Source organism: Arthrobacter sp. UYNi723, from assembly GCF_054057635.1.
This window is the reverse complement of the sequence record NZ_JBSRZM010000011.1, coordinates 98,797-119,934: the sequence shown is the minus strand read 5'-3', so window position 1 is coordinate 119,934 and position 21,138 is coordinate 98,797. Positions and strand designations below refer to the sequence as shown.

Annotated in this window: 14 protein-coding genes and 1 riboswitch; of the genes, 11 read left to right on the top strand and 3 right to left on the bottom strand. The window is 65.1% G+C overall.

Going from position 1 to position 21,138, the window contains the following annotated elements; all coding sequences use genetic code 11:
* Window positions 1–120 precede the first annotated feature (120 nt).
* Window positions 121–1,401 carry an ATP-dependent Clp protease ATP-binding subunit ClpX gene (clpX, locus tag ACVWY0_RS10850; protein WP_485836700.1) on the top strand — a complete coding sequence of 427 codons (1,281 nt, stop codon included), beginning with the start codon at window positions 121–123 and terminating at the stop codon, window positions 1,399–1,401.
* A 68-nt stretch (window positions 1,402–1,469) separates the two neighbouring features.
* On the top strand, window positions 1,470–2,084 hold the full coding sequence (locus tag ACVWY0_RS10845) for a mycothiol-dependent nitroreductase Rv2466c family protein (RefSeq protein ID WP_485836699.1): 615 nt from the start codon (window positions 1,470–1,472) through the stop codon (window positions 2,082–2,084).
* A gap of 313 nt (window positions 2,085–2,397) precedes the next feature.
* On the opposite strand, the gene valS is transcribed toward ACVWY0_RS10845, so the two are convergent.
* Entirely contained in the window at window positions 2,398–5,016 is a 2,619-nt protein-coding gene (gene valS, locus ACVWY0_RS10840; RefSeq protein WP_485836698.1) for a valine--tRNA ligase, read from the bottom strand.
* A 116-nt stretch (window positions 5,017–5,132) separates the two neighbouring features.
* Here valS and ACVWY0_RS10835 point away from each other — a divergent pair, with 116 nt between their 5' ends.
* Window positions 5,133–5,936 carry an SDR family oxidoreductase gene (locus ACVWY0_RS10835; RefSeq protein ID WP_485836697.1) on the top strand — a complete coding sequence of 268 codons (804 nt, stop codon included), beginning with the start codon at window positions 5,133–5,135 and terminating at the stop codon, window positions 5,934–5,936.
* Here ACVWY0_RS10835 and ACVWY0_RS10830 read toward each other — a convergent pair.
* Window positions 5,933–6,943 (bottom strand): endonuclease/exonuclease/phosphatase family protein, encoded by a 1,011-nt coding sequence (locus ACVWY0_RS10830; protein ID WP_485836696.1) that lies wholly within the window; start codon window positions 6,941–6,943, stop codon window positions 5,933–5,935. The genes ACVWY0_RS10835 and ACVWY0_RS10830 overlap by 4 nt on opposite strands.
* A gap of 214 nt (window positions 6,944–7,157) precedes the next feature.
* On the opposite strand from ACVWY0_RS10830, the gene ACVWY0_RS10825 reads away from it, so the two are divergent.
* From ACVWY0_RS10825 to ndk, 5 genes are all read left to right on the top strand, one after another.
* A complete protein-coding gene (locus ACVWY0_RS10825) occupies window positions 7,158–8,210 on the top strand; it encodes a glycerophosphodiester phosphodiesterase (protein WP_485836695.1) in 1,053 nt (350 codons plus the stop codon).
* 382 nt (window positions 8,211–8,592) lie between these two features.
* Window positions 8,593–11,931: an isoleucine--tRNA ligase gene (gene ileS / locus ACVWY0_RS10820; RefSeq protein ID WP_485836694.1), complete on the top strand. Its 3,339-nt coding sequence runs from the start codon at window positions 8,593–8,595 to the stop codon at window positions 11,929–11,931.
* A 3-nt stretch (window positions 11,932–11,934) separates the two neighbouring features.
* Complete coding sequence (locus ACVWY0_RS10815; RefSeq protein WP_485836693.1) at window positions 11,935–13,293, top strand: bifunctional folylpolyglutamate synthase/dihydrofolate synthase; 1,359 nt, start codon at window positions 11,935–11,937, stop codon at window positions 13,291–13,293.
* A gap of 2 nt (window positions 13,294–13,295) precedes the next feature.
* Window positions 13,296–13,742, top strand: coding sequence for a DUF4233 domain-containing protein (locus tag ACVWY0_RS10810; protein WP_111909021.1), 447 nt, complete (start codon window positions 13,296–13,298; stop codon window positions 13,740–13,742).
* 38 nt (window positions 13,743–13,780) lie between these two features.
* Window positions 13,781–14,200, top strand: coding sequence for a nucleoside-diphosphate kinase (ndk, locus tag ACVWY0_RS10805; protein ID WP_485836692.1), 420 nt, complete (start codon window positions 13,781–13,783; stop codon window positions 14,198–14,200).
* Window positions 14,201–14,314: 114 nt separating this feature from the next.
* Here the strand turns inward: ndk and ACVWY0_RS10800 are convergent, their stop codons facing one another.
* Window positions 14,315–14,989: a vitamin K epoxide reductase family protein gene (locus tag ACVWY0_RS10800; RefSeq protein ID WP_485836691.1), complete on the bottom strand. Its 675-nt coding sequence runs from the start codon at window positions 14,987–14,989 to the stop codon at window positions 14,315–14,317.
* A 454-nt stretch (window positions 14,990–15,443) separates the two neighbouring features.
* Between ACVWY0_RS10800 and ACVWY0_RS10795 the strand changes: the two genes are divergently transcribed.
* From ACVWY0_RS10795 to rplU, 3 genes are all read left to right on the top strand, one after another.
* Window positions 15,444–18,728 (top strand): Rne/Rng family ribonuclease, encoded by a 3,285-nt coding sequence (locus ACVWY0_RS10795; protein ID WP_485836690.1) that lies wholly within the window; start codon window positions 15,444–15,446, stop codon window positions 18,726–18,728.
* Window positions 18,729–18,829: 101 nt separating this feature from the next.
* Window positions 18,830–18,927: riboswitch (TPP riboswitch) on the top strand.
* Complete coding sequence (gene thiD, locus ACVWY0_RS10790) at window positions 18,910–20,508, top strand: bifunctional hydroxymethylpyrimidine kinase/phosphomethylpyrimidine kinase (RefSeq protein WP_485836689.1); 1,599 nt, start codon at window positions 18,910–18,912, stop codon at window positions 20,506–20,508. Its footprint overlaps the riboswitch before it by 18 nt.
* Before the next feature lie 272 nt (window positions 20,509–20,780).
* Window positions 20,781–21,089, top strand: a complete 309-nt coding sequence (gene rplU, locus ACVWY0_RS10785; RefSeq protein ID WP_018773353.1) for a 50S ribosomal protein L21 — start codon at window positions 20,781–20,783, stop codon at window positions 21,087–21,089.
* Window positions 21,090–21,138: the final 49 nt, after the last annotated feature.

The window sequence follows — 21,138 nt, the reverse complement described above, 5'->3', positions numbered from 1 at the left end:
CACCCTTGGACGCAATTGTGACCTAGAGTGGAAGATGTCACGGCCGGTCCTCCCAGGCCCGCCACGATTCCAGCAACGGTGCACAGCTGCCTGGCAGCAAGATACTTAAGGGGTTCACATATGGCTCGGATTGGCGAGAGCACGGATCTGCTGAAGTGTTCTTTCTGCGGAAAGAGCCAGAAGCAGGTGCGCAAGCTCATTGCCGGGCCCGGTGTCTATATCTGCGACGAATGCATTGAGCTCTGCAACGAGATCATTGAGGAAGAGCTCGCGGAAGTCGCCGATCTGGGAAGCTTCGAGCTGCCCAAGCCCCGCGAGATCTTCGACTTCCTGCAGGAATACGTCATCGGCCAGGAACCTGCCAAGCGTTCCCTCGCCGTTGCCGTCTACAACCACTACAAGCGGATCCAGGCCGGCCATGCCCCCAAGAGCGGCAGCCTCGCCGAGGGCGGCCACCACGACGACGTCGAAATCGCCAAGTCCAACATCCTCCTGATCGGCCCCACCGGCTGCGGCAAAACCTACCTGGCCCAGACACTGGCGCGGCGGTTGAATGTTCCGTTTGCTGTTGCCGACGCCACGGCACTCACCGAAGCCGGCTATGTGGGTGAGGATGTGGAGAACATCCTCCTTAAGCTCATCCAGTCAGCGGATTACGACGTCAAAAAGGCCGAACAGGGCATCATCTACATCGACGAAATCGACAAGATTTCGCGCAAGAGCGAGAATCCCTCCATTACCCGGGATGTCTCCGGTGAGGGCGTGCAGCAGGCCCTTCTGAAGATCCTCGAAGGAACCGTAGCCTCCGTTCCGCCCCAGGGCGGACGCAAGCACCCTCACCAGGAATTCATCCAGATCGACACCACCAACGTGCTGTTTATCGTCGCGGGCGCCTTTGCCGGGCTGGAAGAGATCATCGGTTCGCGTTCCGGACGCAAAGGCATTGGCTTCGGCGCCCCACTCAACGATGCCAGCAACAAGGTGGACTCCTACGGTGAAGTTATGCCCGAGGACCTCCTGAAGTTCGGTCTGATCCCGGAATTCATCGGCCGCCTTCCCGTGATCACCACGGTCTCCAGCCTGGACCGCGACGCCCTCATCCAGATCCTCTCCACGCCGAAGAACGCGCTGGTCAAGCAGTACCAGAAGATGTTCCAGATCGACGGCGTGGAACTCGTCTTCGATGACGAAGCCCTCAATGCCATCGCCGACCAGGCCCTGGAGCGTGGTACCGGTGCCCGTGGCCTGCGCGCCATCATGGAGGAAGTGCTGCTCCCGGTTATGTTCGACCTCCCCAGCCGCGAAGACGTGGCCAGCGTGGTCATCACCGCCGACGTTGTCCTCAGCAAGGCCGAGCCAACCCTCATTCCGCACGTGACCAAGCGACGCAAGTCCGCCTGACACGTCCGCCACCCCGCCTGACACTTCCGCCTTCCACCCCCGCATGCCCAGGAACAGAGGACTCACGCATGACTGAAACAACCATCAACCAGGCCGACTTCTGGTTTGATCCGCTGTGCCCGTTCGCCTGGATCACCTCACGCTGGATCGGCGAGGTCGAGGCTGTTCGCGACATTAAGACGGTGTGGCACGTGATGAGCCTGTCTGTCCTGAACGAGGGCCGGGACCTGGAACCCGAGTACCGCGAGGCCATGGACAAGGCGTGGGGTCCGGTACGGGTCATCATCGCGGCCCAGGACCAGCACGGCGGCCACGTGGTAAAGCCGCTCTACGACGCCATGGGCACACTGATTCATCAGGGCGGGGAGAAGGACTTCGGCGTTGTCGTCAGCAAGGCACTGGCGGAGTGCGGACTCCCGGCCGGCCTGGCAGACGTTGCCACCACGGACGCCTTTGACACCCAGCTGAGGGCCAGCCACGAGGAGGGCATCTCGCTGGTGGGCCAGGACGTCGGCACGCCGGTTGTTGCCTTCAACGGAACCGCTTTCTTCGGCCCCGTGCTGACCCGCATCCCGCGCGGCGAGCAGGCGGGCCGGCTGTGGGATGCCACCGTCACACTGGCCTCGTACCCGCACTTCTTCGAGATCAAGCGCAGTCGCAGCGAACGTCCCGAATTCAACTGACGCAGACAGCAAAGAGCCCCGAACGAACTACTCTGATGTAGTTCTTCCGGGGCTCTTGCGCATCCAAACCGTCGGGACAACAATGGTTCTTACCCACTTCGAAAGAAGCGGGACGCAGGAACCAAAGATTCAGTGATATGTATCTGACGCAGCCATCGGCAAAGTCAGATACAAGCTACCAGTGACGAGGTAGGAAGACCTGAAGATCCAAGGATCCTGCCAGACCATCAAAGACGTCACCAGGATGGCCGAAAAGTCGAAGCCCCACCAACGGCAAAACGCTGATGGGGCTTCCCCTTTGCCCAAAAACAGGTCAGGCCTTGGGCTGTTCCTCCGGAGCTGCCAGTACAACGTCGCTGACGGTCAGTTCGCCGTCGCCTGCCACGAGGGTCAGTTCGCGGGCGTTCGAGGCTGCCTTCAGGTCGCCAAGTCCGGCCTTCAGCTGCGTGGTCAGGGATTCCGACGCCGTGATGGTGGCGGAGAGGACCTCGGTGCGCTGCTTGACCTTGGCCTCGGACTTTGCCTTGCGGACACCGCTCAGGGCCGTGCCAACCGTGGCGAGCAGGGTGGTGTCGCCGTCCACGTCCACTGCGGTGGGCCACTGCGCACGGTGCACGGAGCCGTTGCGCCACCAGCCCCAGACCTCTTCGGTGGCGAAGGGCAGGAACGGTGCGAACAGGCGCAGCAGCGTGTCCAGGCTGGTGGCGAGTGCTGCCAGCACGGAGGCCTGCTCGGCGTCGCCGGCGGCACCGTAGGCGCGGTCCTTGATGAGCTCCACGTAGTCGTCCGTGAACTGCCAGAAGAAGCTCTCGGTGATCTGCAGGGCCCGGGCGTAGTCGTAGTTCTCGAACGCCTTGGTGGACTGGCGCACCACCTCGGCCAGCTGGGCCAGCACCGCGCGGTCCAGCGGATTCGTGAGGACGGAGAGATCGGTGCTGACCACGGAATTCTCCGTCGCGCCCAGGTTCAGGACGAACTTTGAGGCGTTCAGCAGCTTGATGGCGAGGCGGCGGCCGATCTTCATCTGCGCAATCTCGTAGGCCGTGTCCGCGCCGAGCTTGGCGGACGTGGCCCAGTAGCGGACTGCGTCGGAGCCGAATTCGTCCAGCACATCGGTGGGAACCACCACGTTGCCCTTGGACTTGGACATCTTCTTCCGGTCAGGGTCCAGGATCCAGCCCGAGATAGCGGCATGCTTCCACGGCGCGGCGTGCTGCAGCGCATCAGCCTGGACCACCGAGGAGAACAGCCACGTGCGGATGATGTCGTGGCCCTGCGGGCGCAGGTCAAACGGGAACACCTTGGCAAAGAGGTCCTCGTCGCGGCTCCAGCCGCCCACAATCTGCGGCGTCAGCGAAGACGTGGCCCACGTATCCAGGATGTCGGCGTCGCCGGCGAAGCCTCCGGGAACACCGCGCTGGGCTTCGTCGTAACCCGGTGCGGCGTCGGCCGCGGGGTCAACCGGCAGCTGCTCGTCCAGCGGCACGATCGGGGCGTTGTACTGCGGGTTGCCGTCGGCGTCCAGCGGATACCAGACGGGAATGGGCACACCGAAGAAGCGCTGGCGGGACACGAGCCAGTCGCCGTTCAGCCCGGAGATCCAGTTCTCGAAGCGGGACCGCATAAAGGCCGGGTGGAAGTCGATCTCGTGGCCGCGCGCGATCAGGCGGGCGCGGCGCTCTTCGTCGCGGCCGCCGTTGCGGTAGTACCACTGGCGTGAGGTGACAACCTCGAGGGGCTTGTCGCCCTTTTCGTAGAAGTTCACGGGGTGCATGATCTTCTTCGGTTCGCCGTCGATCAGATCTTCGGCGGCCAGGAGCTCCACCACTGCTTCCTTGGCGCTGAAGACGGTCTTGCCGGCAATGGCTTCGTAGGCGGTGCGCCCTGCATCGGTGGTGATCCAGTCCGGGGTTTCGCCGACGATGCGGCCGTCCCGGCCAACGATGGCACGGGTGGGCAGCTGGAGTTCCCGCCACCAGGTGACGTCGGTGAGGTCACCGAACGTGCACACCATGGCGATGCCGGAGCCCTTGTCCGCCTTGGCCAGCGGGTGGGCCTTGACCTCAACCTCAACACCGAAGACCGGGGACGTGACCATCTTGCCGAACAGCGGCTGGTACCGCTCGTCGTCGGGGTTTGCAACGAGGGCGGCGCAGGCTGCCAGCAGTTCGGGACGGGTGGTCTCGACATAGATCTTTTCGCCGTCTTCGGTGAAGAACGGGTAGCGGTAGTACGCGCCGGCAACTTCGCGGTCTTCGAGTTCCGCCTGGGCCACGGCCGTGCGGAAGGTGATGTCCCAGAGGGTTGGCGCTTCGGCCATGTACGCGTCGCCGGCTGCCAGGTTGGCCAGGAAGGCGCGCTGGGAGACTTCGCGGGAGGCGTCGTCGATGGTCCGGTACGTCAGCTGCCAGTCCACGGAAAGTCCGAGCTGCTGGAACAGGCTTTCGAAGACCTTCTCGTCCTCCACGGCAAGTTCTTCACACAGCTCGATGAAGTTCCGGCGCGAGACGACGTCGAAATCGCGCTGGTTCTTGGCGGGCTCGGCCGGAGCGCGGTAGCTGGCGTCGTACGGGATGGCCGGATCGCAGCGCACGCCGTAGTAGTTCTGGACGCGGCGCTCGGTGGGCAGGCCGTTGTCATCCCAACCCATCGGGTAGAACACGTTCTTGCCGATCATGCGCTGGTAGCGGGCCAGCACGTCCGTCTGCGTGAAGGAGAACATGTGCCCCACGTGCAGGGAGCCCGACGCCGTGGGTGGGGGAGTGTCGATCGAGTAGACCTGCTCCCGGGTGGTGTCCGGGTTGAACTTGTAGGTCCCTTCGGCAAGCCAGCGCTGCGTGAGGGCAGCTTCGAGCCCCTCAAGGGCGGGCTTGTCCGGAACGTTGATAGGGGCGGTGGAGGGCGTGTCTGTACCCTGAGTGTCTTCAGCCATCTGGCAATTGTTTCATGTTCCGGTGGCGCGGCCTGCCGTAGCATGCGGGAGATGGGCACAACCGCGGAAAGTTCATACTCAAGCACCGGTAGCTGCTCTGCCGTTAGGGTGGTGCCATGACTGAGGACTCACGGAACGCAACAGCACAGAACCAGGCATCACAAAGCGATTCACCCCAGAACAGGGCGGCCGTGGTCACCGGCGCCAGCACCGGCATCGGCGAGGCGACCGTGCGGGCATTGCGGGCGGAAGGCTGGACGGTATTCGCTGTGGCACGCCGCGCCGAACGGCTGGCCGCGCTGGAAGCTGAAACAGGCGCCGTCGGAATTCCCGCTGACATCACCGAGGACGACGACGTCGCCAGGCTCCTTGCCCGCGTCACCGAAGCCGGCGGCGTGGGGACGCTCATCAACATCGCCGGCGGGGCCCGGGGTGCTGACCTGGTGGGCGAGGCCAACACCGAGGACTGGGAATGGATGTTCCGGGTCAACGTCCTCGGCACCGTGAAGCTCACCCGGGCGTTCCTGCCGATGCTCCGCGCCACCGGCGAAGGAACTGTCCTGAACCTGACGTCGACCGCCGGACTGGTGGCCTACGAGGGCGGCGGCGGCTACAACGCCGCCAAGTTTGCCCAGCACGCACTGACCGGTGCCCTCCGGCTGGAAGAGGCGGAGCACAACATCCGCGTCATCGAGGTAGCCCCGGGCCTTGTCCGCACCGAAGAGTTCGCGCTCAACCGCTTTGGTGACCAGGACGCCGCGGAGAAGGTTTACCAGGGCGTGGAGAAGCCCCTGACCGCAGCCGACGTCGCCGACGTGGTGCGCTACGCCGTCAGCGCGCCGCACCATGTCAACCTGGACCAGATCGTGATCCGGCCCGTTGCGCAGGCGGCCACGCACAAGCTGATCCGCAAGGGTTAGGGAAGCTGGATCTCCAGGGTGGCGATCACTGCAGCGTGGTCGGTACCGTTGACCGGGTGGACCGAGTAACCCGAACTTGAAATGTCCGGGCTGGTCACCAAATGGTCCAGAGTCACGCCGGGAAGGCGGTAATCCCGCATCGGCCAGGTGGGGATGAGCCGGCTGCCCAACGCGGTTGCAACGTCCACCAGTTTCCGGCCGCCGCCGGCCCCGTCCAGCATCGCGCGGAATTCCCAGTGGTCATATGTCGCGTTGAAATCGCCCGCCAGAAGCGTAGGACCGGCTCCGCTGCTTGCCCGGGCCACAGCTGTAAGGTCACGTCGCCATTGATGAACGGCAATGTCCACGGGCGCGTGCGTGTGCACATTGATGACCGTCAGGCCGGCGCCGGCGCCCGGGTCACTGGTCTCAAGCCGGACAACCGGCATACTGAATGCTGTGTCAGGGACCAGTCCCACCTCCTTTAGCCGGAATGACGAGTAGACGGCGCTGCCGGCCGCTCCACTCCGGGGATGGGACACACGGTGGGGAAGCACGCTGCCCAGGTCCGCACGCGCCAGCCGCTTCTCCAACTCCAGGCTGTGCTCCTGGACCGTCAGCAGATCAACCTGGTGGTCCTGGACCAGCCGGACGATGGCGTCGCTATCAGCACCTCCGAGCCGGGCATTGAGGTTCATGACTGTCAGCTTCGCCGCGGCTGGAGCATCCGGCCCCCGGACCTGGGGGTACCCTCCCTGACGGGCCAGGAACACTTCCGGCGGGAACAGCCAGATAAGCTGTGCGATCAGCAGGATTGCCGCCGACAGGATAGCCCAGGCACGCCGGCCGGGCAGTGCCAGCAACACCGCGGCCGCGGCGAGGAATGCCAGCCACGGCGTAAAGGCCACTACCTGTACCACAAGCGGCGGCCACGGCGCCGGAACGGCGCGGAACCAGGACACCACCACAACAGGTGCCGCAACCAGGCCAGCAGACCACAGCCAGCCGTGGTGTGCACGATGGCCCATCAGGGAACGGAACAAGTCGCCCGGGAGACTGTCATGGCACGAGTCTAAAGAGTCGCCGCCCTGGCGTCGCCCGTTGATTGGATCGGCTTTGCGATGAAGCCCAACGTTTACCGTCCAGTCGCACTCCGGCCAGCCCGCTGTGGCATGACGTTGGCCGCAGGACGGCACTGTAGCAGGCGCAAACTGCACACCACCAGAGTGGAGATTCCTTCCTATGCGCACCCCGATGAAGCTTGGCGCTGCCGTACTCAGCGCAGCCCTGCTCCTCACTACCTCGGTCCAGGCCCAAGCCGCTGACACGAACCCCAACGGCACAGACAACCATTTTGATCTACAGGCCCACCGCGGCGGACTCGGCCTGACCGTCGAATCCACCCTGGCGTCCTTCGCCAAGGGCCTCGAGACCGGCGTGTCCACCCTGGAACTTGACCTCCAGATCACCAAGGACGGCCGCGAAGTCATCACGCACGACCGCAAGATCAGCAACAAGAAGTGCCTCGATACCGCGCCGGTCACGCCGAACGATCCGCAGTTCCCCTATGTGGGCAAGTACGTCAAGGACCTGACCTTCGAACAGGTCCGAAGCCTGGACTGCGGTTCGCTCACCCAGCCGCAGTTCCCGGGCCAGACGGCGTCTCCCGGCGCCAAGATGCCGACTCTGGCCGAGGTTTTTGAGCTCGCCGACGCCCACCGCGCCAGCCAGGTGAAGTTCAACATTGAAACGAAGGTCGAAGCCGGCGCTCCGGCGGAAACCGCCCCGCGCGAGCAGTTCATCGACGTCGCCCTCCGGGAAATCAACGACGCCCAGATGCAGAGCCGCGTCTCCATCCAGAGCTTCGACTGGGGCTCCCTGCGCCTCGTCCAGCAGCGCGACCCGCAGATCCGCACCGTGGCCCTGACCAACAAGGACTTCCTCCAGGCCGGGCAGCCGGGCAGCTCGCCGTGGCTTGGCGGGATTGACGCCGACGACTTTGGCGGCGACCTCATCGCTGCAGCGTCCTCCCTCGGCTTCGACGCCGTCTCTCCCGTGCACGGCACCCCGCAGAACGGCAAAGTTACCGATCCGGGCTACGTCCCCTACGTCACCGCGGACATGGTGGAACGTGCGCACGCTGCCGGGATGCAGGTCATCCCGTGGACCGTCGATGACCAGCCCACCATGCGGGCGCTGATCGACACCGGCGTTGACGGGATCATTACCGACTACCCGGACCGGGTCCGCGATGTCATGGCTGCTGCCGGGATGAAACTGCCGCGCGGCTTCTAGTACGGCCCGGGCGCTCAGCCGCCGTCACTGCGTTTCGCTTCCCGGCGGACCGCGCTGTGCAGTGAAACGCAGTGACTTCTCCGGTAACATCGTCGTATCAGCTTTGACCCGGCCATCACCGGTGAGCTTCCGGAAGAACGCCCCGGCGCAAGGATCAGCATGCGCCAGGGCCGGTAGAACCGGACGGGTAAGCCCGTCACAGCAGTAATGAGCGGCCCGCGCACCAACAAGCTTCCCCCGGAGCATGGTGGAGTGCCGGTAAGTGAGGTGGTACCGCGGTAAGCGTGCAGTCCCAGGACAGCATACGAGCCGTCCTCGCATCCTGAACGGAACCATCCAGCAACGGCTGAGTGGTTCACCAGCTCAACCCAGGATGTCGAGAATGACGTATTACCCCAAAGCCTCAGCTTCCCCTTCGGCTGCAGTTTCGAGCGGCGCTGCCGCCGGTGTCTCTGCTTCCGTGAAGTTTCCGGAGATCGAAGAGCGCATCCTGAAGTACTGGGACCAGGACGGCACCTTCCAGGCCAGCATCGACCAGCGCAGCGCCGACGCCCCCGGTGGGCAGCCCGGCAGCAACGAATTCGTCTTCTACGACGGACCTCCCTTCGCCAACGGCCTGCCGCACTACGGCCACCTCCTGACCGGGTACGCCAAGGACCTCGTGGGCCGCTACCAGACACAGCGCGGCCGCCGCGTGGAACGCCGCTTCGGCTGGGACACCCACGGACTGCCGGCTGAACTGGAAGCCATGAAGCAGCTGGGCATGACGGACAAGACCCAGATCGAGGCCATGGGCATCGATAAGTTCAACGACGCCTGCCGTGCCTCCGTGATGAAGTACGCCGATGAGTGGAAGAGCTACGTCACCCGCCAGGCCCGCTGGGTGGACTTCGACAACGATTACAAGACGCTCAACGTCGAATACATGGAATCGGTCCTGTGGGCGTTCAAGCAGCTGCACGAAAAAGGCCTGACGTACAACGGCTACCGTGTGCTGCCGTACTGCTGGAAGGACGAGACGCCGCTGTCCAACCATGAGCTCCGCATGGACGACGACGTCTACAAGAACCGCCAGGACCAGACTGTCACGGTGACGTTCCCTATCACGGCAGGGGAGTCGGCGCTGTCGAAGCAGCTCGCCGGCGTCCAGGCGCTCGCCTGGACCACCACGCCCTGGACGCTGCCCACTAACCTGGCGCTCGCCGTCGGGCCTTCCATCACCTACGCCGTACTCCCCGCCGGACCCAACGGCGTCAAGGCCGCTTCGCCGGACGCGCCCGTCACCGGCAGTTTCCTCCTGGCCGCGGACCTGCTGGCCGCGTACGCTAAGGACCTGGGCTATGAGGATGCGGACTCCGCCGAGGCTGCCGTGACGTCAACCCACACCGGCGCCGACCTTGAGGGCCTGGCCTACCAGCCGCTGTGGAACGACTTCAGCGACGACGAAAAGTACGGGACGCAGAACGCCTGGCGCTTCCTCGTGGCCGACTACGTCACAACCACCGACGGCACCGGCATCGTCCACCAGGCGCCCGCCTACGGTGAAGACGACCAGAAGGTCTGTGAAGAGGCCGGCATCCCGGTGGTCCTGTCCGTGGACGAAGGTGCCAAGTTCCTGCCGCTGTTCAGCCACGGCGACCTGCACGACATCGCCGGGCTTCAGGTGTTCGAGGCCAACAAGCCCATCACCCAGGTGCTGCGCGCCCAGGGCCGGCTGGTCCGCCAGGCCAGCTACGAGCACAGCTACCCGCACTGCTGGCGCTGCCGCAACCCCCTGATCTACCGCGCAGTGTCCTCCTGGTACGTCGAAGTCACCAAGTTCAAGGACCGCATGTCCGAACTGAACCAGGACATCAACTGGATCCCCGGGAACGTCAAGGACGGCCAGTTCGGCAAGTGGCTGGCCAACGCCCGCGACTGGTCCATCAGCCGCAACCGCTACTGGGGCAGCCCCATCCCCGTGTGGCAGTCCAGCGACCCGGAATTCCCGCGCACCGACGTCTACGGCTCCCTCGCGGAAATCGAGGCCGATTTCGGCCGCCTGCCGCTGAACAAGGCCGGCCAGGTTGACCTGCACCGCCCGTTCATCGACGAACTGACCCGCCCCAACCCGGACGATCCGCGGACCCCCGCAGAGGGCCAGTCCGTGATGCGCCGCGTCGAGGACGTCCTGGACGTCTGGTTCGACTCCGGCTCCATGCCCTACGGCCAGGTGCATTACCCGTTCCAGAACGAAGCCTGGTTCGACACGCACAACCCCGCGGACTTCATCGTGGAGTACATCGGCCAGACCCGTGGCTGGTTCTACATGCTGCACATCCTGTCCACGGCGCTGTTTGACCGTCCGGCGTTCCGAAACGTCATCAGCCACGGCATCGTGCTGGGCTCGGACGGGCAGAAGATGTCCAAGAGCCTGCGCAACTACCCGGATGTCTCCGAGGTCCTGGACCGTGACGGCTCCGACGCCATGCGCTGGTTCCTGATGTCCAGCCCCATCCTGCGGGGCGGCAACCTGGTGGTAACCGAACAGGGAATCCGCGACGGCGTCCGCCAGGTCATCCTGCCCCTGTGGAACGTGTACAGCTTCTTCACGCTGTACACGAACGCATCCGACGGCGGTAAGGGTTACGACGCGAAGCTCCGCTACGACGGGTACGCCGACACCCTGGACCAGTACTTGCTGGCGAACACCGGTGACCTGGTCCGCAACATGACCGCCCAGCTGGACAGCTACGACATCTCCGGCGCGTGCGATGAACTGCGCAGCTACCTGGACATGCTCACGAACTGGTACGTCCGCCGCAGCCGCCAGCGCTTCTTTGACGAGAGCGCTGACGCCTTCGACGCGCTGTACACCGCGCTGGAGACCGTGTCCCGCGTGGCCGCGTCGCTGCTGCCGCTGGTCTCCGAGGAGATCTGGCGCGGCCTCACCGGCGGACGCTCCGTGCACCTGGCCGACTGGCCGGACGCGGACCTGTTCCCGGCCGACGCGTCGCTGGTGGAAGCGATGGACCGCGTGCAGCAGATCTGCTCCACCGGATCCTCGCTGCGCAAAGCCGCCAACCTGCGCGTCCGCCTGCCGCTGCAGGAACTGACCGTTGTGGCACCCGGCGCGGATGCGCTGGGAGGCTTCGCCGCCGTCGTCGCCGATGAACTGAACCTGCGCTCCGTGCGCCTGCTGGACGCCGAGAGCGCCTCCCCGGAGGAGTTCGGCATCGAGCAGAAGCTCGTGGTCAACGCACGCGCCGCGGGACCGCGCCTGGGCAAGAACGTCCAGCAGGCCATCAAGGGCGCCAAGTCCGGCGACTGGTCGGTTTCTGACGCCGGAGTGGTCATCGCCGGAGGCCTGGAGCTGGAATCCCAGGAGTACACCCTGGAGACCGTGGTGGCAGGGGCAGAGGGCGGTTCGGCTGCTGCATCGTCTGCTGTCGCAGTATTGCCCGGAGGCGGCTTTGTGGTGCTCAACACCGAGGTCACGCCCGAACTTGAGGCCGAAGGGACTGCACGTGACATGGTCCGCGCCATCCAGCAGGCACGCAAGGACGCCGCACTGAATGTGAGCGACCGGATCCGCACCACCGTCACGGCCGTTCCCACCGTGCTGGAGGCACTGCTGGCAAACGCCGAGCTGGTCAAGACCGAAACCCTGACCCTGGAGCTGGCCACAGTTCCGGCTGAGTCAGGCGAACCACGCATCACCGTCGAAAAAGCAGAGGGCTGAGCCATGACTGACGAATTCTCCGTGGAAAGTGTCTACGCCGAGCTGCTGGGGCGTGCGCCGGAAAACAAGATGGAGCCGCGTCTTGCGCCGCTGTTCCGGGCCATGGACGTGCTGGGTGAGCCCAACAAGGCGTTCCCGATCATCCATGTGACGGGCACCAACGGCAAGACCTCCACGGCCCGGATGATCGAGGCCGGGCTGCGCGCGCACGGCCTGAGTACCGGCCGCTACACCAGCCCGCACCTGTCCAAGGTCACCGAGCGGATCAGCATCGACGGCCACCCCGTCTCTGACGAAACGTTTGTCCGGATCTGGGACGAGATCCGCCCGTACCTGCAGATCGTCGACGACGAACTCACAGCGGCGGGGGAGCCCCGGCTCACCTACTTCGAGTGCCTGACCATCCTGGGCTTCGCGATCTTCGCGGACCAGCCGGTCAACGTGGCCGTGATCGAGGTGGGTCTGGGCGGCATCACCGATGCCACCAACGTGGGCGACGGCCTGGTTTCCGTGGTCACCCCCATTTCCCTGGACCACACCGACCTGCTGGGCGATACCACCGAGGAGATTGCGTACGAGAAGGCCGGCATCATCAAGCCCGGCGGTTACCTCATCAGTGCCTCGCAGCCCGTTGATGCCGCGCAGGTGCTGCTCGAGAAAGCCAAGGACGTGGGAGTCCCGTTCCGGTTTGAAGGCGTGGAGTTCGGCGTCGAATCCCGGACGGTTGCCGTGGGCGGCCAGGTGGTGAGTATCCAGGGCATCGCCGGCCGGTACCCTGAACTGCTGCTGCCGCTGCACGGCGCGCACCAGGCCCAGAACGCAGCCGTGGCAGTGGCAGCCCTTGAGGCCTTCTTCGGCGGCGAGAAGGAACTTGACGCCGAGGTGCTCCAGGAAGCGTTCGCATCCGTCACGTCCCCTGGTCGCCTGGAGGTTGTCCGCACCGCGCCCACCATCATCGTGGACGCGGCCCACAACCCGGACGGCATCAGGGTCTCGGCCGAGGCCATCCAGGAGGCCTTCACTTTCACCCGGCTGGTGCCGGTGGTCGGAGTCCTGAAGGAGAAGGATGCCGAAGAGATCCTGCGCCAGCTCAAGGAATCCTTGGGCGACATCGCCCAGGAATACTGCTTCACCCAGTCCAACTCGCCACGGGCAGTGCCTGCGGCCGAACTGGCTGAACTGGCCGTGGAAATGGGCTTCGGCGAGGACAACATCCACATCGCGGAGAAGCTCGACGACGCCCTTGAATGGGCCGTGGAACGCGCCGAAGCCAACGATGACCTTTCCGGCGGCGTCCTGGTCACGGGGTCCATCACCCTAGTGGCGGAAGCCCGGATCCTGCTCGGAAAGACGGAGGCCTAGCCGTGGCGAAGCTGACCAAAGCGCAGCGCGAATGGCGCCCGGGAATGCCCAAGAAGCGCCGGTCCACCAAAGTGATGTTTGCCTCCACCGTCCTGCTGCTTGAAGCGTTTGTGGTGTTCTTTGCAACGCTGGCCGTCTTTGGACTCAGGCGCGGCGAGTTTCCGCCGGCGCTGATCCTGGGCATCGGCATCGCACTGAGCGTAGTGATGATCCTGGCCTGCGCGGTGCTGTCCAAGCCCTGGGGCGTGGGACTGGGCTGGATCCTGCAGATTGTGCTGATCCTGACCGGCATCGTTGAGCCCATGATGTTCCTGGTTGGCGCGCTGTTCGGCCTGGCCTGGTGGTATGGAATCCGCACCGGCATCCGGATCGATTCCGAAGCCGCAAAGCGCGAACGCGACCAGGCCGAGTGGAACGCGTCGCACGGGGACACCCCGGAAGCCTCGTAGAATTGTCCCGAAACCACCCATTACGCATTGGAGCAGCTATGACCATTGAGCGCACCCTGGTACTGATCAAGCCCGACGGCGTTGCCCGCAACCTCAGCGGCGCCATCCTGGGCCGCATCGAGGCCAAAGGCTACACCCTCGCCGAACTGAAGAAGGTTGACGCCAGCCGGGAACTGCTGGAGCAGCACTACGAAGAACACGTGGGCAAGCCGTTCTACGAGCCCCTCGTTGAATTCATGCTCAGCGGACCGGTGGTGGCCGCGATCTTCGAAGGTCACCGCGTCATTGAAGGCTTCCGGTCACTGGCCGGTACTACGGATCCCACCACTGCGGCTCCCGGCACCATCCGTGGCGATTTCGGCCGCGACTGGGGCCTGAAGGTCCAGCAGAACCTGGTCCACGGCTCCGACTCCATGGACTCGGCCGAGCGCGAAATCAAGATCTGGTTCCAGGACTAACGTCCACCCGCGAACAGCGCGAACGGACACTTGAGGCCCCGGGAAACCGGGGCCTCAAGTGTCCGTTCGCGCTTGTCCGTTGGTGCTTTTTGTGCGTTTTGTGCGGGGTTCGGGTTAGAAGCCCGACGTTCCGGCAAACACCTGGATGAAGGCGAAAAAGATGGTGGCGATGACCGCCACGTACAGCAGCGCGGTGATGATCCAGCCCGATTCGCCCAGCACCCGTGCCGCACCTGTCGGGACAGGGATGATGCCGTGGACGACGTTGCGGATGGTTACCCAGACGAAGAGCGGGATCATCGCGGCCCAGACGATCATGCAGAACGGGCACAGGATGTGGATGTCGTAAAGTGCCTGGTACCAGAGCCACACCACAAACGCGAAGCCGAGCGTCACGCCGGCCTGGAGTCCTGCCCAGTACCAGCGTGCGAACGTGGCGCCGGAGAGCAGGGCCATGCCCACTGTGATGATGACGGCGAACGCGACGATGCCAATAAACATGTTGGGGAACCCGAACGCCGAGCTCTGCCACGTCTGCATGACCTGGCCGCAGGAGATCCACGGATTAACGTCGCAGGCCGTTACGTGATTCGGGTCCTCGAGGACGGCGAGCTTTTCCAGGACCAGCGTTCCCGAGGCCAGCCAGCCGATGGCGCCGGTGATGACCATCAGCCAGCCGAGGGGCCGGTTACGTGCCATCGGCGGCACAGTCCCGGGCGTGGCGGGCAACGGCTCCGCGGCAGGGGCTGCAGCCGGCGTGTCGGTGCCGTGGGAGGAAATGCTGGGCATGGTGTGTGGCGTCCTTTGCTTCGGGTGCTCCTTGCCCCGATTGTAACGCCGGTGACTGGAAGAAGCACTCAGTCAGCGCCCTCACGTCCTGATCCGTTGCCCCTGGTTCCGCCGTCTTTCAGCCCGGGTGTGAGAGAATGAACATGGCTGGAGGCCGACCCACATTCGGACTCCGGTCCGGTGGCTTGTTTCAAGACCGCCAATGATGAGCAGGGCAGGCTTCGGATTCTCTGATCCGGCTTCCCGCAATTCCATTGGTCGGCACCTGGTTGTGGCGTGTAGAACAACGGGTTTCAGGACACAGCCGACGGCTCCCACGGGCTGCCGCACCCCTCTGCCGGTGCGAACCTGGGAGTATCCACTTGACTTCTGTCAACGCCTGCGGGTTTTGACAATATGTGCCCCAATGGGTGCCGGATGTGGCGGTACGTCAGGGGCAGGAGTGTTGCCACATATGGAAAACGAACAAGCACCAGCCGTTAATGATGAAGCCGTCGCCGAGGCTGCGGTAGCGCCCAAGAAGGTCACCCGGACGCGTCGGAAGGCAGTGCCGAAGGCCGCAGAGGCCGTACCGGTGAATGACGCCGCCGAAGCTGAGCCTGCGACGGATACCGCTCCGGAACCCAAGACGCCGGTTCGCCGGACCCGCGCACGTAAGACGGTGGTCGCCGCCGAACCCTTGCCGGCCTTCGCTGCTGAGGTTCTGGAGGCACCTGCCGCCGTTGTTACCGAGACCGTCGTAAAGCCCGCCGCCGCCGTCGAACCCGAGACCGAAACCGCAGCCCCTGAGGCTGCAGCGGAGACCAAGCCTGTCCGCCGCCGCCGCGTGGCCACGCGCAAAACTTCGGCCCCCGACGTAGCTCCCGCGGCCGTCGACCAAACGGCTCCGGAACAGGCAGCCACTGAAACTGCGGCAACGCCGGCCCCGGAAGCAGGGGAAGTCGCCGCTGCAGAGGCCGCCGCGCCCGCAGCAGCCGCCGTCGCCCCCGTCAACGCTGCCCCGGTCAACGCTGCCGCCGCGCCGGCTGAAGAACCGGCTGCTGCTGCTGAGACTGCCAGCCCGTTCAGTTCACTGTTCCTTGAGCCGGCGTCCACCACATCGGTGCTTTTCCAGGCCCCCGACCTCAGCACCGTGGTCCGCCCCGCGCCGGTTGCTGCCGTGGTTGAAGAGCCGGAAGAGGACGACGTCGAAGAAGGCGAAGCGGACGACGCCAACGGCCGCCGCAGGCGCCGCAGCCGTGGTCGCCGTGGTCGCAGCCGCACAGGCGAAAGTGATGCTGACGGTGATAGCGAAGGCGACGAAGGCGCAGCCGAAGAAACCGATGAGGCGTCCGCCGGGCAGGCCGATGAGGGCGTGACGTCCCGTCGTCGCCGTCGCCGCCGCCGTGGCGACCAGGATCTGGAACTGACCGGAGGAGAAGGCGACGACCCGCCCAACACGGTGACCCGCGTCCGCGCGCCGCGCGCCGCGACCGAAGCGCCGGTCAACAACCGCGTCACGTCCGTCAAGGGCTCCACCCGCCTCGAAGCCAAGAAGCAGCGCCGCCGCGAATCCCGCGACACCGGCCGCCGCCGCACCGTCATCACCGAGGCCGAGTTCCTGGCCCGCCGCGAATCAGTTGACCGGCAGATGATCGTCCGCCAGCGCGACGACAGAATCCAGATCGGCGTCCTCGAGGACGGCGTCCTGGCCGAGCACTTTGTCTCCAAGACCCAGCAGGACTCCCTGATCGGCAACGTCTACCTCGGCAAGGTGCAGAACGTCCTGCCGTCCATGGAAGCGGCGTTTGTTGACATCGGACGCGGCCGCAACGCCGTCCTGTATGCCGGTGAAGTGAACTGGGAAGCCGTTAACCTCGAAGGCAAGCAGCGCCGGATCGAAAACGCGCTCAAGTCCGGCGACACCGTCCTGGTCCAGGTCACCAAGGATCCCGTGGGCCACAAGGGTGCACGCCTGACCAGCCAGATCTCGCTGCCCGGCCGCTACCTGGTCTATGTGCCCGGCGGCTCCATGACCGGAATCTCCCGCAAACTGCCCGACGTCGAGCGCAACCGCCTCAAGCGCATCCTCAAGGACCGCCTCCCGGAGCACGCAGGCGTCATCGTCCGCACCGCTGCCGAGGGCGCCTCGGAAGAGGAGCTCACGCACGACATCAACCGGCTGCGCGCGCAGTGGGAGGGCATCGAAAGCCAGTCCACGTCCACCAAGATCCTCGCGCCGGAACTGCTCTACGGCGAACCTGACCTCACCATCAAGGTGGTCCGTGACGTCTTCAACGAGGACTTCTCCAAGCTGATCGTCTCCGGTGAAGAGGCCTGGGACACCATCGAGGCCTACGTCACCTACGTGGCCCCGGACCTCGTGGGCCGCCTGGAAAAGTGGACCAAGGACCAGGACATCTTCGCTGCGTGGCGGATCGATGAGCAGATCCACAAGGCCCTGGAACGCAAGGTCTTCCTGCCTTCGGGCGGCTCGCTGGTCATCGACCGCACCGAAGCCATGACCGTGGTGGACGTCAATACCGGCAAGTTCACCGGCAGCGGCGGCAACCTCGAGGAAACCGTCACCAAGAACAACCTCGAGGCAGCTGAAGAAGTGGTCCGGCAGCTCCGGCTCCGCGACATCGGCGGCATCATCGTCATCGACTTCATCGACATGGTCCTCGAATCCAACCGCGACCTGGTCCTCCGCCGCATGGTGGAATGCCTGGGCCGCGACCGGACCAAGCACCAGGTGGCCGAAGTGACCTCGCTGGGCCTCGTGCAGATGACGCGCAAGCGCATGGGCACCGGGCTCCTGGAAGTCTTCGGGGAGCAGTGTGAAACCTGTGCAGGCCGCGGAATTGTCACCCACGACGACCCCGTGGAACACCGCCGAGCCAACATCGTAGCCGCGGAGCACCACCTGCAGCGGGTTGACAGCCGCCCCGAAGCCCAGCGCACCGATAGCGTGCGGACTGACAGCCAGCGCCCGGACAGCCAGCCGGGTGGCCGCACTGACCGGAAGCGCCGCCGCGGACGGGGCGGCCAGCCGCTGGAAATGGCACCGGCAGCTCCGGTGCAGATCCACCCGGAACCCAGTGACGCCGAGCGCCATGCGAAGGCGGAGGCCACGCGGGCAGCGCTTGCGAACATTGCGGCCGCAGCCCACGCTGCGCACCTGCACGACGACGAGGTGGCTCACGCATCAGCTGCCGCGGGCCGGCAGCCTGCGGCTCCGGTGCCGGCTCCGGTTGGGCAGTCCGAAACAGACTCCAACGGCCGCCCGGCCGCAGTGCTGACATTCGGCGGCGAGCAGGTGGTGCTTCCGTTCGTTGCGCACCACGATGACCAGCCGCACGCACCTGCCCTGACACTGGACCGCCTCGCGGAGGCCTTCGCCCACCTTGGTGAGCCGGCTCCTGTAGCGGAAAGCACGCCGTCGGCAGTCCAAGCAACTGAAAGCCGGGCGGCCGAACCTGCCCGCCAGCAGCAGCCAGCCGCGGCGGAGAAGGATTACTCCGACCACACCGAGGAGCCCCGCGCCCGCCGTCCCCGGCGGAACCGGAGTGCCAGCCGTGCCCAGGGCGCAGCCAACGCCACGTCCGTAGAGCATCACGAAGCCGCTCCGGCGGCTGCCGCCGGACACACCCACGCCGCCAAGGCGCCGGAGCCCGTCAAGGCTCCTGTGGCTGACAAACCGGTTGCCGCCAACGCGCCCATCATCCTGGGCGTAGGAGTTCCGGCCTCGGAGCTCTGACCAAGCAGTAGGGCAAGCCAATACAACGGCGCCCGGACGTGCCTGTGAATCACAGGCTGCGTCCGGGCGTCCGGCGTTAAGTCGCGAGGAACGCTAGGCTGGTGACTGACACGGGGTGCCGCGCAGAGAGCCGGCTGAGATCCACACCCGTTGAACCTGTCCGGTTAGCACCGGCGAAGGGATGTCTCCTTTGGCTTCAACTTCTGTCCTTCCCCCTGCAACACCCGTGGCGGCTCTGCCGGAAACCACAGCAACCCGGGCTGAGGTCCGGCCCGCACCAGGCCGCTCTTCTGCGGTCCAGATGCTGCGTGACGTTCCGCGGGTGCTGTCCATTGCCGGATCGGACCCTTCAGGGGGCGCGGGCGTCCAGGCCGACCTCAAAAGCATTGCTGCCCTTGGCGGCTACGGCATGGCGGCCATCACCGCGCTGACGGTCCAAAACACCCAGGGGGTCCAGGCGGTTCACGTCCCGCCTGCGTCCTTCCTGGGCCAGCAGCTCGATGCCATCAGCGATGACATCACCATCGACGCGGTCAAGATCGGCATGCTGGGCGACGCTGCGGTGATAGGCGTGGTCCGCGACTGGCTGGAAATGGTGCGTCCCGCCGTCGTCGTTCTTGATCCGGTGATGGTGGCCACGAGCGGCGACCGGCTGCTGCAGGAGTCTGCCGAGGCGGCCCTGCGGGAGCTGCTCCCGCTCGCGGACCTGATCACCCCCAACCTGGCCGAACTGGCCATCCTGGTGGGGGAGCCGCAGGCGAGGGAATGGCACGACGCGCTCGGGCAGGGGCAGCGGTTGTCCGCCGCGACCGGTGCCACCGTCCTGGTCAAGGGCGGCCATCTCGACGGCGGTGCGTGCCCGGATGCCCTGGTCAACGCTGCCGGGCTCCTCGCCCAGGAGGTGGTGGAGGTAATGGGGGACAGGATCCCCACCCGCAACAGCCACGGCACCGGCTGCTCGCTGTCATCGGCCATGGCCACGGCTCACGCCCGGCTGGGGGACTGGGAAGCCGCATTACGGCAAGTGAAGCCCTGGCTGGTGGGCGCGCTGCAGGCCGCTGACCAACTTGAGGTGGGCGCGGGCAACGGCCCCATCAACCACTTCCACCACATGCAACAGGTTCCGGCAGCCGGCGAGTTCGCGCAGACGCTGCGCCGGGCGTCGGAGCCGGATCTTGCAGCCATCTACGGGCTGGATTTCATCCGCGACCTGGCGGCCGGCACATTGGCTGAGGAACAGTTCGCCTATTACCTCGCCCAGGACGCCATCTACCTCAACGGCTATTCGCGGGTCCTCGCCCGGGCCAGCGCGCTGGCGCCCACGGAAGCCGCCCAGCTGTTCTGGGCAAAGTCGGCCCAGCAATGCCTAGAGGTCGAGTCCGAACTACACCGCACGTGGCTAAGCACCAGGACTGTGGACTCAGTCCTTGGACCTGTCACCAAGTCCTATGTGGACCACCTGCTGGCGGCCTCGGCCTCCGGCAGCTACGCGGTCCTCGTGGCGGCTGTACTGCCGTGCTTCTGGTTGTATGCCGAAGTGGGACAGACCCTCCACGCGGAGTTCGTGGCTGCGGGTGCACCGGCAGTACATCCTTATGCCGACTGGCTTCGGGCCTATGCTGACGAGGACTTCGCCCAGGCCACCCGCGAGGCGATCGCCTTGGCTGACGACGCCGGCCGGAGTGCATCCGCGGATGAACGGGCGGCAATGCTCGTGGCTTTCAGGCAGTCGTGCCGGTTCGAGGTGGAATTCTTCGACGCGCCGCGAATTCATTCCTGACAGGCTACGGCCCGTGCGGCCTGTACGATAGTCAGGCACGGTTTTGGATTGTCAGTGCAGTACCTGCTTGTGGGTCCTATCACAGACAACCTGCCGTAACCAGCCTCATTTGCGGCCGAAGGCAAAATTAGCGTATTCTAGATCTTCGGTGCTTACGCCAACACTTGGGTTACGACCCCACGGCGTTGAGGCACAGCGAGAACCCAGCCAATTATGGAACAGGGTTCAGCACGCAAATTTAGTAATAAACGTCGAGAGAAGTGAGTTCCCAAGTGGTGTACGCGATTGTCCGCGCAGGCGGCCGCCAAGAGAAGGTTTCCGTTGGAGACTTCGTTACCCTGAACCGCGTCCCCGGTGGAGCCGGCAGCACCTTTGAGTTGCCCGCACTGCTCCTGGTAGACGGTGACAAAGTCACCTCTGCTGCTGCGGACCTGGCCAAGGTAACGGTTACGGCTGAGATCCTCGAAGACCTCCGTGGTCCGAAGATCGTCATCCAGAAGTTCAAGAACAAGACCGGTTACAAGAAGCGCCAGGGTCACCGTCAGGAATTGACCAAGGTCAAGATCACGGGTATCAAGTAACTCTTCGTTACTGTTCAGGTTCTTCAGCAGATTCCCCAGAATTTAAAGG